At 67.5% G+C, this 12,220-nt stretch carries 14 protein-coding genes; 9 read left to right on the top strand and 5 right to left on the bottom strand.

Translation table 11 applies throughout. From position 1 onward, the window contains the following. Positions 1-202: 202 nt before the first annotated feature. Together QFZ33_RS21195 and QFZ33_RS21190 are read left to right on the top strand one after the other, a co-directional pair. Positions 203-580 carry a VOC family protein gene (locus QFZ33_RS21195; protein ID WP_307030709.1) on the top strand — a complete coding sequence of 126 codons (378 nt, stop codon included), beginning with the start codon at positions 203-205 and terminating at the stop codon, positions 578-580. 259 nt (positions 581-839) lie between these two features. Beyond that, on the top strand, positions 840-2,300 hold the full coding sequence (locus QFZ33_RS21190; protein ID WP_307030707.1) for an amino acid permease: 1,461 nt from the start codon (positions 840-842) through the stop codon (positions 2,298-2,300). Between the two features lie 119 nt (positions 2,301-2,419). On the opposite strand, the gene QFZ33_RS21185 is transcribed toward QFZ33_RS21190, so the two are convergent. Further along, complete coding sequence (locus QFZ33_RS21185) at positions 2,420-2,695, bottom strand: dienelactone hydrolase family protein (RefSeq protein ID WP_307030705.1); 276 nt, start codon at positions 2,693-2,695, stop codon at positions 2,420-2,422. A gap of 180 nt (positions 2,696-2,875) precedes the next feature. Beyond that, complete coding sequence (locus tag QFZ33_RS21180) at positions 2,876-3,052, bottom strand: CsbD family protein (protein ID WP_307030703.1); 177 nt, start codon at positions 3,050-3,052, stop codon at positions 2,876-2,878. A gap of 200 nt (positions 3,053-3,252) precedes the next feature. Between QFZ33_RS21180 and QFZ33_RS21175 the strand changes: the two genes are divergently transcribed. From QFZ33_RS21175 to QFZ33_RS21155, 5 genes are all read left to right on the top strand, one after another. Beyond that, positions 3,253-3,711: an SRPBCC family protein gene (locus tag QFZ33_RS21175; protein ID WP_307030702.1), complete on the top strand. Its 459-nt coding sequence runs from the start codon at positions 3,253-3,255 to the stop codon at positions 3,709-3,711. Further along, positions 3,711-4,400 carry a pentapeptide repeat-containing protein gene (locus QFZ33_RS21170; protein ID WP_307030701.1) on the top strand — a complete coding sequence of 230 codons (690 nt, stop codon included), beginning with the start codon at positions 3,711-3,713 and terminating at the stop codon, positions 4,398-4,400. The genes QFZ33_RS21175 and QFZ33_RS21170 overlap by 1 nt, the downstream gene beginning before the upstream one ends. 187 nt (positions 4,401-4,587) lie before the next feature. Further along, positions 4,588-5,799 carry a thiolase family protein gene (locus QFZ33_RS21165; RefSeq protein ID WP_307030700.1) on the top strand — a complete coding sequence of 404 codons (1,212 nt, stop codon included), beginning with the start codon at positions 4,588-4,590 and terminating at the stop codon, positions 5,797-5,799. A 44-nt stretch (positions 5,800-5,843) separates the two neighbouring features. Further along, entirely contained in the window at positions 5,844-6,620 is a 777-nt protein-coding gene (locus tag QFZ33_RS21160) for an enoyl-CoA hydratase/isomerase family protein (protein ID WP_307030698.1), read from the top strand. Continuing rightward, positions 6,620-7,474 (top strand): 3-hydroxyacyl-CoA dehydrogenase family protein, encoded by an 855-nt coding sequence (locus tag QFZ33_RS21155; protein ID WP_307030696.1) that lies wholly within the window; start codon positions 6,620-6,622, stop codon positions 7,472-7,474. The genes QFZ33_RS21160 and QFZ33_RS21155 overlap by 1 nt, the downstream gene beginning before the upstream one ends. A gap of 39 nt (positions 7,475-7,513) precedes the next feature. On the opposite strand, the gene QFZ33_RS21150 is transcribed toward QFZ33_RS21155, so the two are convergent. The 3 genes from QFZ33_RS21150 to QFZ33_RS21140 all read right to left on the bottom strand — a co-directional run bounded on the left by QFZ33_RS21150 (position 7,514) and on the right by QFZ33_RS21140 (position 9,138). After that, positions 7,514-7,744, bottom strand: a complete 231-nt coding sequence (locus tag QFZ33_RS21150) for a DUF6480 family protein (protein WP_307030694.1) — start codon at positions 7,742-7,744, stop codon at positions 7,514-7,516. 34 nt (positions 7,745-7,778) lie between these two features. Next, positions 7,779-8,210, bottom strand: coding sequence for an SRPBCC family protein (locus tag QFZ33_RS21145; RefSeq protein ID WP_307030692.1), 432 nt, complete (start codon positions 8,208-8,210; stop codon positions 7,779-7,781). 79 nt (positions 8,211-8,289) lie between these two features. Continuing rightward, positions 8,290-9,138, bottom strand: coding sequence for an SGNH/GDSL hydrolase family protein (locus QFZ33_RS21140; RefSeq protein WP_307030690.1), 849 nt, complete (start codon positions 9,136-9,138; stop codon positions 8,290-8,292). 154 nt (positions 9,139-9,292) lie between these two features. Here QFZ33_RS21140 and QFZ33_RS21135 point away from each other — a divergent pair, with 154 nt between their 5' ends. Further along, positions 9,293-10,000, top strand: coding sequence for a tyrosine-protein phosphatase (locus QFZ33_RS21135; protein WP_307030688.1), 708 nt, complete (start codon positions 9,293-9,295; stop codon positions 9,998-10,000). Then, a complete protein-coding gene (locus QFZ33_RS21130) occupies positions 9,997-12,195 on the top strand; it encodes a S1 family peptidase (protein ID WP_307030686.1) in 2,199 nt (732 codons plus the stop codon). The genes QFZ33_RS21135 and QFZ33_RS21130 overlap by 4 nt, the downstream gene beginning before the upstream one ends. The last annotated feature ends 25 nt before the right edge of the window (positions 12,196-12,220 follow it).

Here is a 12,220-nt window from a genome sequence, read left to right as displayed (position 1 = left end):
CCCCCTGAACAAATGGCGCAAGTGCCGGCGCCCGCATGAGACGGTGCGGTGCCATGGCCGGGAACGGATCCCCGGCCATGGTGCTCACAGTAGCCCCAACAGCGCCTGGCCGGGAGCCTTTTCTCCATTCGAATTAGAGATTGCGCCACGGGGTCCGAATATGTGCTGCCTTCCCACCGGACGTCTCCGTACACTGAACTTCATGGCTTGCCGTATCAGCGAACTGGTCCTCAACTGCGCCGACCCCGAACTGCTCGCGCGGTTCTGGAGCGGAGTCCTCGGCTACGTCGAACTCGACCGGGAGGACGGTGCGATCGAGATCGGCCCACCCGACGCCGGGTTCGGCGGCCTGCAACCCACCATCATCCTGAGCCCCAGCAGCGACCCGCGGACCGGAAAGCTCCCGCTGCACATCGATGTCAACCCGGTCGACCGGGACCAGGACGCCGAGCTGGAACGGTTGCTCGCCCTCGGCGCCCGTCCCGCCGACGTCGGGCAAACCGGCGACGAGCAGTGGCACGTCCTGGCCGACCCAGAGGGCAACGAGTTCTGCCTCCTGCGCAGGCGGCTTGAGCCCTGATCTAAGGACGTGCCGGTAGCGCCGCCCGCGACGTACCCGGCGCCCGTTCCGGGCGGGGAATGTTGCCCCGGTCACGCAGTGCTCCGGGAATCTTGTACGATGGATAGGCCGTGCGAACCTTCGATGCTTCACGAGCTTTTGTACACATACGGTCCTCAAGAGGGACGGGACTTGAAGTCGAATTATCTGTACAAAATCTCCAGGTTCCGGAACCGGCAGTGCCCTATCCAAGGCAACCCCCGACCTACAAGGAACAGTTGTGCCTCAAAGTACCCCAACAGAACTTATGAGCCCGACGGCTCCATCCGCCGCCGTCGACTCGACCCTCAGCGCCGAGGGCTACAAGAAGACCCTGGGCCGGCGCCACGTCACCATGATCGCCATGGGCGGCGCCATCGGCGTCGGCCTCTTCATGGGCGCGGGCGGCCGCCTGGCCTCCACCGGTCCTGCGCTGATTTTCTCCTACGCCATCGCCGGCGTCATCGCCTACCTGCTGATGCGCGCCCTCGGTGAACTCATCATGTACCGCCAGACCTCCGGCTCCTTCGTCAGCTACTCCGGCGAAATGTTCGGCAAGAAGGGCGCCTACCTGTCCGGCTGGATGTACTTCATCAACTGGGGCATGACCGGGATCGCGGAACTCATCGCGATCGGCCTCTACTTCCAGTTCTTCTTCCCGAACGTACCGGTGGAAGCCTCCGCCATCGCCGCGCTGGCCCTGCTGGTGGCGGTCAACCTGCTCAGCGTCAAGGCGTTCGGCGAATTCGAGTTTTGGGCGTCCTGCCTGAAAGTGGGCGCCATCCTGATCTTCCTGACAGTGGGCACCTTCATGGTGGTCACCAACGCCAGGGTCGGCGACGGCCACGCCTCGGTCGCCAACCTCTTCGCGGCCGACGGCGGCCTGTTCCCCAAGGGCGCCCTGGTGATGGTCCTGGTCCTGAACGCCGTCATCTTCGCGTACAACGGCATCGAGCTCGTCGGCATCACCGCCGGCGAGATGCAGAATCCGGAACGCGAAGTGCCTAAGGCGATCCGCGCCGTCGTTCTCCGCATTGTGGTGTTCTACGTCGGTTCCGTCACCCTGCTGGCCATGCTTCTCCCGTCCGACCAGTACAAGGCCGGCACATCGCCGTTCGTCACCGTGTTCGGACAGATGGGCCTGGGCTGGGTAGGCGACGTGATGAACATGGTCGTCATCACCGCCGCCCTGTCCTCCTGCAACTCGGGGCTCTACTCGATTGGCCGCGTGTTCCGCACCATGGCCAACAACGGGCATGCCCCGCAGTGGCTCACCCGAATGTCCAAGCGCCACGTTCCGTACGCCGCGATCCTGGCCATCGCCGCGTTCTACCTGGTGGGCATCCTGCTCAACATCTGGCTGGGCGGCTCGCACGCGTTCGACCTCGCGCTCAACACCGCGTCCATCGGCGTCATCTTCACGTGGGGCGCCATCTTTGCGAGCCAGATCGCGCTGCGGCACCGCAAGGGCCAGGTTTCCAGCCTGCCGATGCCGGGTTCGCCCTGGACCAGCTGGGCCGGGCTCGTGGGCCTGCTCGCGATTACGGTGCTGATCGGCTTCGACACCATGACCAGCAAGACCGGCGAAGTCTTCCACCTCGGCCTGTGGACCCTTGCCACCGTTCCGTTCTTCGCCCTGGTTCTGTGGCTCGGCTGGCAGAAGGTCAAGAACAACGAGCCGAAAAGCGAACTCTTCAGCTAGCTTCCTGTCTTAATCACGACGGCGGGCCCCCCCTTTTCGGAGGCGCCCGCCGTCGTCGTTTCTTCGGACACTTGTGGCCCTCGATTCTGGGGCCTCAAGTGTCCGTTCGCGCAGAGGGGCTAGTTCTTGAGGTGCCGGGCGGAGTGGTCCTCGATCCGGCGCCATGCCTCCGGGGCAGCGGCCGGATCCGGGCCAACCCCCATCACTCGCGCCAGCGGGCGCAGTGCCCGCGGGCCTTCCTCCTGATCGTTCAGGAACGAGTGCCCCGCCGTCGCGAACTCCTTGACGTCGTGTTCAACGCCCACCGCAGCCAGGACGGATTCCAGCCTGGCCGCGGCGCCCCGCAGGATGCGCAGGACCGCACCCTGCCCGCAGGGTGCGGTCCTGCGCGCCATAGTTCGCCACCAGCTGGCAGGCGCCCCGGAGGGCGGCTCGAGGTCGCGGGGTGGGAGGCGGCCGTAGTTCAGGTGCCTTGGATGGGCCGTCTTTGCCGGGCTTCAGCCTGGCCGTCACGCAAAAACGGCGACGCCGGGCTCCCCCCAAGGGAGTCCGGCGCACCCGTTGTGCGGGATGTACTAATCCCGCTTGAATTCGTCCTTAACGTCTTCGCCGACCTTCTTGGCGTCGGCCACCACCTGGTCCTTCTGGCCCTCTGCCTTCAGGCGGTCATTGTCCGTCGCGTTGCCTGCTGCTTCCTTCGCCTTACCGCCGAAGTCCGCTGCCGCGTTCTGGATCTTGTCTCCGATACCCATGGTGGGAACCACCTTCCGTTGCCGGTTGCTCTGACAAAGCCGTTTCAGCCTAACACGAAGCATGCTTACTATTTCAAGCCCCTGTTGGGAATTTTCGTGTTGAGGCCAGGGGGCTGCCGGCTGCGGGGCTCCCGGAAGTGGGGCACGGAGGCGCGTGCGCTGCAGACCAAAAATGTCGGCCCCGCGGCTAGGCTCGAAGGATGGATCACAGCATCAGCCTGAGTCAGCACGTGAACGCCCCTCCGGAGAGAGTCTGGCGGGTGATCTCGGACATTCCGGGGTCGGCCGCCACGCTTTCCGGGGTCGAGTCCATCCAGATGGTCAGCGAGGGGCCGTACGGCGAAGGGACCCGCTGGAAGGAGACGAGGTCCATGATGGGCCGGCGCGAAACCGTGGAAATGTGGGTGTCCCAGGCGGATCCGCCCCGCAGCACAACAGTCAAGGCGCTGCAGGGCGGAGCGGACTACACCTCCCGGTTCACGCTGCAGGAGCGGGGCGGCGGGACCGACCTGACCCTGACTTTCGGCGCGGAGGTTCTCAGGCCCACCGTGCTCAGCCGGCTGATGCTCGCCGTGTTCGGGCGGATGGGCATGAGCATGACGCGAAAGGCCCTGGCGAAGGACCTCGCCGAGATCGCTGCGAAAGCGGAGCGGCTGTAGTGGCGGGAAGGTCCCCGGGGAAACCCCAGCAGGGAGCCGCGTCGAAGGTCACGCCGCCGAGGCTGGCGCCAGTCCGGCTGGAGGGCCTGCGGGATGACGGCGCGCCGGACTTCAGGCGAGCCGAGCGGTACGACGGCAGGCGGTACACACGCGCCGCCGCCGACGGGCTGGAGCTCAGCGGCATCACGTTCGCCGAATGCGAATTCGCCGGCGTCTCCTTCAACGAAGCCCAGTTGCGCGGTGCCACCTTCCGGGACTGCGTCATCGAGGAGTCCTTCGCCCCCGTACTAAAGCTGGCCCGGTCCACCATGCACGACGTCGTCATCAGCAACCCCAGATGGGGGTCGGCGGAGCTCTACGAGAGCGGCTGGCAGTCGGTGCGGATCGACGGCGGCAAGCTGGACTACCTGAATCTGCGGGGCTCCCGGCTGGCGGACGTGCAGATCAGTGACTGCATCATCGGCGAGCTGGACCTGGGCTCCGCAAGTGCCGCCCGGGTGGCGCTGAAAAACTGCACCATCGGAAGTTTGGACTTGGCTGGCGCCAAGCTGAAGGACTTCGATCTGCGCGGCACGGACTTCCGGAGCATCAGCGGCCTGGGCAGCCTGGCCGGCGTGGTGATTGACGAGTACCAGCTGGGACTCCTGGCTCCACTCCTGGCGGCCCACCTGGGCGTGGTCGTAGCCTGACGAGCCCGGCCCACGAAAGCGGAAGAGTTTATGTCCACTTGTCACGACTTCGAGGCACGTGAGGTCGCGACAAGTGGACAAAAACTCCGGTCCCGTTGACCGGTTGCCCGCACCGTGTAATCTTTATAGAACGAACGGTCGGTAATTTATTCGTTTCCGGCCCAGCTTCTGCGAAAAGGATGTTCTCATGGTCGAGGCTTTTCTGGTTGGCGGTGCCCGCACCCCGGTGGGACGATACGGCGGAGCGCTTTCGGCGGTCCGGCCCGATGATCTCGCCGCGCTGGTGGTCCGCGAGGCCGTGGCCCGGGCAGGCATGGATCCGGACGCGATCGACGAGGTCATCCTCGGCAACGCCAACGGCGCCGGCGAGGAGAACCGCAACGTGGCGCGCATGGCCACCATCCTCGCCGGCCTCCCGCTGCACATCCCCGGCATCACCGTGAACCGGCTCTGCGCCTCCGGCCTGAGCGCCATCATCATGGCCAGCCAGATGATCAAGTCCGGGGCCGCGGACATCGTGGTGGCCGGCGGCGTGGAGTCCATGAGTCGCGCGCCCTGGGTCCAGGAGAAGCCGCAGGCGGCGTTCGCGAAGCCCGGCGACATCTTCGACACCTCCATCGGCTGGCGCTTCGTGAACCCGCTGTTCAAGAAGGGCGAGCTGTCGCGCGACGGCAAGATGACGTTCTCCATGCCGGAAACCGCCGAGGAAGTGGGCCGCGTGGATGGCATTTCCCGCGAGGACGCCGACGCCTTCGCCGTCCGGTCCCACGAAAAAGCACTCGCGGCCATCGAGGCGGGCCGCTTCAAGGACGAAATCGTCCCGGTGACGGTCAAGACCCGCAAGGCCGAGACGGTGGTGGACACCGATGAGGGGCCCCGCGCAGGCACCAGCATGGACGTCCTGTCCGGCCTCCGCCCTGTGGTTCCGGGCGGCTCGGTGGTCACCGCCGGCAACTCTTCCTCCCTCAACGACGGCGCCTCCGCTATCATCGTGGCCTCCGAGGCCGCGATCCAGCGGCTGGGCCTCACGCCCCGCGCCCGCATCATCGACGGCGCGTCCGCCGGCTGCGAGCCGGAAATCATGGGCATCGGCCCCGTTCCGGCTACCCAGAAGGTGCTCAAGCGGAGCGGGCTCAGCGTCGGTGACCTTGGCGCCGTCGAACTTAACGAGGCGTTTGCCACCCAGTCACTTGCGAGCGTGCGGCGCCTTGGGCTTGACCCGGACATAGTGAACAACGACGGCGGTGCGATCGCTTTGGGGCACCCGCTGGGTTCCAGCGGCTCCCGGATCGCCATCACCCTGCTGGGCCGGATGGAGCGCGAAGACGCGCGGATCGGCCTGGCCACCATGTGCATCGGCGTGGGCCAGGGCACCGCCATGCTGCTGGAGCGCGTGTAGTGCCGGGCCAGGACAGTACGAACCAGGACAGCGCGAACGGACACTTGAGCACCCTGCAATTCAGCACCCTCCTGGTCGAAGAACGCGGGGACCGGGTGGTGGTGCTCCTCAACCGCCCGGACGTCCGGAACGCCATCGACCAGCAGATGGTGGACGAGCTCCATGCCGTGTGCGCCGCGCTGGAGAAGGAGCCCAAGGTCCTCATCATCGCCGGCACCGGGGGCGTCTTTGCCTCGGGCGCGGACATCGCCCAGCTGCGGGAACGGCGCCGCGACGACGCGCTGCAGGGTATCAACTCCACCATCTTTGCGCGGATCGCCAAGCTGCCCATGCCGGTGATCGCGGCACTGGACGGCTACTGCCTGGGCGGCGGCGCCGAACTGGCGTACGCTGCCGACTTCCGGATCGGCACCCCGGCGGTGCGGGTCGGCAACCCGGAAACCGGCCTGGGCATCCTGGCCGCTGCCGGCGCCAGCTGGCGGCTGAAGGAACTCGTGGGGGAGCCGGTGGCCAAGGAAATCCTGCTGGCCGGACGGGTGCTGAAGGCAGAGGAGGCCCTCGCCGTCAACCTGGTCACCGAACTCCACGAGGCTGCCGAGCTCATGGACGCCGCCCACCGGCTGGCCGACCGCATTGCCCGCCAGGACCCGCTGGCCGTGCGGATCACCAAGTCGTTGTTCCACGCACCGGCGGAGGCGCACCCGCTGATCGACCAGCTGGCGCAGGGAATCCTCTTCGAATCGCAGGCCAAATTCGACCGGATGCAGGCTTTCCTGGACAGGAAGAACAACCAAAAGAGCAACATAGACGGGACCAAGTGATGACCGCCTTTCCCCAACACGTCGGAGTCCTCGGCGGCGGCCGGATGGGCGCCGGAATCGCCCACGCATTCCTCATCAAGGGCGCCACTGTGGTGGTGGTGGAGCGCGACGGCGATGCTGCCGCTGGCGCCCGCACCCGGGTCGCCGACGCCGTGGCCAAGTCCGCTGCCCGCGGCGTTCTGGACGGAGCCCCGGAGGATGTCCTGGCGCGGTTCAGCACGTCCACCGACTACTCGGCCTTCGCTGGCTGCGGCCTCGTGGTGGAAGCGGTCCCGGAGGATTTCGAGCTGAAGGTCAGCGCACTGAAGGCCGTCGAGGAACAGCTTCCCCCCGAAGCGTTCCTGGCTTCGAACACCTCCTCGCTCTCGGTCACCGACCTCGCCGCCCAGCTGCAGCGGCCGGCCAACTTCGTGGGCCTGCACTTCTTTAATCCCGTGCCCGCCTCCACCCTGGTCGAGGTGGTGGTGGCGAAGGAGACGTCACCCGAGCTGGCGGCCGAAGCGAAAGGCTGGACGGAAGCGCTGGGCAAGACCGCCGTCGTCGTCAATGACGCCCCGGGGTTCGCGTCCTCGCGACTCGGCGTGGCGATTGCGCTGGAAGCGATGCGCATGGTGGAAGAAGGGGTGGCCTCCGCGGAGGACATTGACGCCGCCATGGTGCTCGGCTACAAGCACCCCACCGGTCCGCTGAAAACCACCGACATTGTGGGCCTGGACGTCCGTCTGGGCATCGCCGAGTACCTGCACTCCACGCTGGGGGAGCGCTTCGCTCCGCCGCAGATCCTCAGGGACAAGGTGGCCCGCGGCGAACTGGGCCGCAAGACCGGCAAAGGGTTCTTCGACTGGGATGAGTGACCCGCGGGACCTGACCCGCCGCCGTCTACCGAGGCCCGCCTAGAGCAGGCCGACGATGTAGCCGACGAAGAACAGCAGGCACAGCAACACCACAAGTCCGATGACTATCAGCACTGCCACCTGCGTTCCCCGCGGCGGCCCGCCCTCGTCGTGGCCCTGCGGCCCGCCGGTGGAGCCTTCAGCGGGCGGTGTTTCCCCCGGCGGCACTCCGCCGCCCGGTTCCAGCCCGGTGATGTGGTCTTCAAGGGGGTCGGGGTTCTGGCTGCTCATGGAGTCCTCCTGTGACGAATTGCGGCTGGGACGGTTACAGCGATTCGAGTTTCTGCCGGAGCCCGTTCAGGGCAGGGTCGCGCAGCTTCGTGAACTGCGGCTTGAGGAACGGCTGCAGCAGCTTGTACGGCCAGTTGATGCTGAACTGGGCCGTGTACAGGATGTCGGAACCGGAGCTGAGCGACCGCACGTCGAGCGAGTCAAAGGCCACGAGGTTCCGGTGTTCGCCCCGGAGCTTGATGTGGTTGTCGAACAGTTCGATGACCTCATACTCGATGGGCTGGCGCTTGTTCCGGAACAGCGCCTCGGCATGGTAGCGGTGGCCGACGGCGACGGGCCCCTCAGTCAGCCTGTCCATCACCGCGGTGCCCGGGTCCCACTCACTGGTGTGTTCGAAGGCGGACAGGTAGGCGAACGCAGTCCGCGCCGGCAGGGAAGAACTGACAGTGCCCGAGACTGTGATCATGACACCAGCCTAGCCACGCGCAGCGCCTGGCACACCCACTGAGGCCGGCAAAGCGGGCGGTCCCGGTGCAGCACGGGAACTAGCGGAAAGCCGCCCGGATGGAGGCCGCGTAGCCGTTGGCGTAGCCGTCAGCCGTCGGGTGGAAAGCGTCGGTCGGTGTGCCGCAGGCCGCGGAGGCAGTGCAGAGCTGCGGCGGAACCACGATCCACGGCTGCGCGGAGCCGATTCCGTGGCCTGCGAACGCTCGCGACACATCTACATAATTAACCTTCGAACGCCCGCCGTCCGCTTGGCGGGCCGCCGTGGCAATGACCGCGTTCAGCTGCTGCGTCAGCCCGTTTATTGGACCGGCAGCCGGGCCGGCGAATGGCTCGAACAGCAACGGGTAGCCGGTCACATAGATGTCAGCACGCGGTGCCTTCGCTTTGACGTCGTTCAGCATGGCCAGAAGATCCTGGAAAAACGGGCTTGCCGCCGGGGTGTTCAGGGCTGTCTGCAGGACGGCGGCCCGTTGGGCCAGAGCGGCGGTGCATGCCTGACCGGAGTCCTGCGAGCAGATGACCAGCGCGCCAATAGAGTCAAGGTCGTTGCCGCCTGCGGTGACGGTCACCAGATCCACCCTCTTGTCCAGCGAGGGGATTTGGTCTGCCCGGACCGTGCTGGTGGTGGCGCCGCTGCAGGCCGCATTCCCGGCCAGGCTGATCTTGCGCACCGCGTCCAGCAGCGCCGGATAGCCGTGGTCACTCCGCAGGCAGGTGTCCGCGTACGGTCCGGCGCCCTGGCCTGCCGCATAGGAATCTCCCAGCGCGACGTAGGAATCAAACCGGTCCGCGGAGGCCGGCGCGGCAGTCAGGCCGGCGAAGGCCAGCGCCGCGATGACCCCGGTGAGGCGGGCGAGCCGCCGTCGCAAAGGCTGTTTGGTTGCCATGAAGAACCCCCATATTTGCTCAGGTTGAGGAGCGGCGCCGTTCCCTTAGGGTACTCCGGCGGTCAAGGCTCCGGGCTGGCCGGCCAGCCGCCATCAGCCGGAACTTGCTCCGAACCCCGTGCGGCAGCCGGGGCAGGTGTGGTTAGCTGGCTCCGTGAACGCGAGGGGACAAATCGGCTGGGACGGGGCGGTGAACGCCTGGCTTGTGGCTGGCTCCGTCTACCGGATGGGGCGGCGGGAATGGCTCACGGAGGCGGGCTGGCAGGAAGCCTACCGCGATGGCATCCGCACGATCATTGACCTCCGCAACGCCGCCGAACGCCAGCCCAGGCCCAGCGATCCTGACGTGGGTGAGGCGCTCGCCGCGTTCGACGTCGTTCATGCACCCACCGAGGACCCGGAAAACCCTGAGTTCAAGGCACTGTGCGACCCCTACCTGAACGATCCCGCGCACTATGCCGCCAATGCCCGCCTCTTTCCGCACCGGCTGGCCGCTGTCTTCAGGGCGGTGGCCGCTGCGCCAGGGGGCGTCGTGATCCACTGTTCCGCTGGCCGGGACCGCAGCGGCATGATCGCAGCGATGCTCCAGGACCTTGCAGGCGCCAGTGACGCCGAGATCGTGGCCGGCTACCAGGCCGCCATGCGCAGCATTAACGAACGCCACCGGACCATGTGGCCGCCGCATCCGCACGAACGCTACCTCGACGAACAAACCCTCGCGCCGCTTCTGGAGACCCGCGGCGCCCGGGTTCTGGACTTCGTGCGGCAGCTCAACACCCGGGAATTCCTGCTGGGGAACGGCGTCACCGAGCCTGAGCTGGAGTCGGTGCTGGCCGTCCTCGGCGCTAGGGTTTCCCTGTGACTTCTTCCACATATGGCCCTTTCCTCCGGCGCGCACTCGCCCTAGCGGCGGCGGCTGCGGTGGCGCTCGGTGCCCCGGTCGCGTCCGTGCCCGCATACGCTGCCCTGGAAAGCACGACGGCGGCGGAAAGCACGACGGCGGCGGAAAGCACGACGAGGCAGGACGGGCCCGATGCCCCGGCGGCGGTGCCGTCCCCGGCTGACCCGGCGGTTGGCTCCGCAACACCCGAACTGTCCGGAGAAGGCCTTGCCGACGCCGTTCTGCGGGACCTCGGCATGACCATGACGGAATTCAACGCCGCAGGAGAGCAAGGCAAGCGTGCGGCCGCCGCCCTGCCCGAGCTCCGGAAGGCCGCAGGATTCGAGTCGATCAGGCTGGACGGGGGCAGGATCCTGGTCGGAGGTGCCGGCGCGGACCTCGCCAACGCCGTGCGCGCACTCAACGAGGCCGACGCGGTGTCCCGGCAGGAGTTCGTGCTGGCACCCTCCGAAGCGCCCGCCGCGGGGACCCCTTCCTCCCAATCCTCCCCGCTCCCGGCGTCCCAGGATTCTTCACCCACCACCCTGCCTGCCGCCGAGCCGGACACAGCGGCGGCAGATCTCCGTGCTACGAGCATTGAGCAGCTTTACCGGGCCTACCTCCGGGAAGTGGGACCGGCCGGGCTCCAAGCCGTGGCCGAGGCGGACGGCAAGTTCATCATCCGCACGGGCGGTGTGAACCAGCCCGAGTCGGGACCGCAGTCCGGGCGTTCCGCTGAGACCGACGGTCCGGCTGCCCCGTCTGCCGGTTCGCCCGACGGGTCAGGCCTGTCGCCGTCGGATTTCGTGCAGCAGTACGCCAACGTGGTCCTGGAGAGCGGGGAGCCTCTGGTCCGGGAGGAGGACTTCTTCGGCGGACAGGGGTACAGGATCGACGGCTGGGTGGCCTGTTCCGCGGGGTTCAGCGCCTTCGACGCCGACGGCCGGCCCCTGGTCCTCACGGCCGGCCACTGCGCTGACGACGGCGCCGCGCGGCTCGCCGAGGTGACCCTGCCCGCCGGGGATCCCGCGGGCGGATCCGTGGCCGAAAGCGCAGTCACCGGAAAACTTGGAACGTTCGGGTTCAGCCAGTTTGGCGGCCCCGGGAACTCGCGCGTCACCGATCCGAAGAATCCCGGCACTCCTGGGAACGACATCGCCGTCATCGAGTCCATCCGCCCCGGCCTGGATGCGCGCCCGGCCGCCGCCACCTGGGCGAATGCCACCAATCTCGCAACCGGCTCAGTACCAATTGTGGGCACGGCGTCGCCGTTCCAGGGGCAGCCCGTCTGCCGTTCCGGACGGACCATTGGGTGGTCGTGCGGAACTGTCGACGAGGTGGGGATCTACATTGTGGCCGGGGGCTCGGGGGACCCTGCTGACCTGCGTTCCTTCCGCGGATTGTTGTCCAGGTCGGTGGAATCCAGCGGCGGCGATTCCGGCGGCCCCTGGATCAGCGGAAACTACGCCGTGGGCACACACTCCGCGGGCAACAGTAGGTTCTCCACCGAGAATTTCGCGGTGGCTGCAACGCTCGAGGAATCCATGGCGGTCCTTCCGGGCGTGCAGCTGAGGCTGTTTCTGAACAGCCCTGTCCTTGCCGGCGTCCTGCCTCCGGGGCCCATCAAATCCGGCCAGCGCGTCGCCGGCCGGCTCGCCTCGGCTCCGGCCATAGACGTTCCGGCGGGAACGCAGGTCCGGGTCACCTTCCCCGGCAGCGAACCGTTTGATGTGAACGTGGACGCCCAAGGAAACTGGGCCTTTAGCGCGCCTGTCGCGGCCGAGGAGTTCACCGCCCAGGCGATGAACGGCTTCAGCCGCTCCGGGCTGAGCACCTTCCGCGCTGCGGCCGATCCAGCAGCGCCAGAGCCCGCTGGTCCCACTGCGGGTCCTTCCCCGGCCTCGCCGAGCCCAACACAGACGCCCGTGCCGTCCCAGCCAGCGGCCGCACAGGGCCCCAAGCCGGCGGGCCTGGTGCCCGCCCCGCAGCCGACGGTGGTGGCCATGCTCCCTGCTGCAGGCCCGGACGGCGCTGTAGGCCCGGACGAGGATACGGGGCCGCCGATGCTCGCCGACACAGGGGTATCGGGCCTGACGCTCGCCGCTGCTGTGGCGGGAGCGGCTCTGCTGCTCGGCGGCTTGGTGCTGGTAGCCGTGCGGCGCCGCAGCCGGCGCTAGCCGCACAGCGACAGAAGGCACAGCA

This window comes from Arthrobacter globiformis (genome assembly GCF_030815865.1).
Taxonomy (GTDB): domain Bacteria; phylum Actinomycetota; class Actinomycetes; order Actinomycetales; family Micrococcaceae; genus Arthrobacter; species Arthrobacter globiformis_B.
The sequence above is the reverse complement of the archived record's forward strand: the minus strand, read 5'-3'. Positions and strand labels throughout refer to the sequence as shown.

Coding starts and splice junctions, on each gene's coding strand:
- QFZ33_RS21195 (WP_307030709.1), top strand. CDS start 203: ATGGCTTGCCGTATCAGCGAACTGGTCCTCAACTGCGCCGACCCCGAA.
- QFZ33_RS21185 (WP_307030705.1), bottom strand. CDS start 2,695: ATGGCGCGCAGGACCGCACCCTGCGGGCAGGGTGCGGTCCTGCGCATC.
- QFZ33_RS21180 (WP_307030703.1), bottom strand. CDS start 3,052: ATGGGTATCGGAGACAAGATCCAGAACGCGGCAGCGGACTTCGGCGGT.
- QFZ33_RS21175 (WP_307030702.1), top strand. CDS start 3,253: ATGGATCACAGCATCAGCCTGAGTCAGCACGTGAACGCCCCTCCGGAG.
- QFZ33_RS21165 (WP_307030700.1), top strand. CDS start 4,588: ATGGTCGAGGCTTTTCTGGTTGGCGGTGCCCGCACCCCGGTGGGACGA.
- QFZ33_RS21155 (WP_307030696.1), top strand. CDS start 6,620: ATGACCGCCTTTCCCCAACACGTCGGAGTCCTCGGCGGCGGCCGGATG.
- QFZ33_RS21150 (WP_307030694.1), bottom strand. CDS start 7,744: ATGAGCAGCCAGAACCCCGACCCCCTTGAAGACCACATCACCGGGCTG.
- QFZ33_RS21145 (WP_307030692.1), bottom strand. CDS start 8,210: ATGATCACAGTCTCGGGCACTGTCAGTTCTTCCCTGCCGGCGCGGACT.
- QFZ33_RS21140 (WP_307030690.1), bottom strand. CDS start 9,138: ATGGCAACCAAACAGCCTTTGCGACGGCGGCTCGCCCGCCTCACCGGG.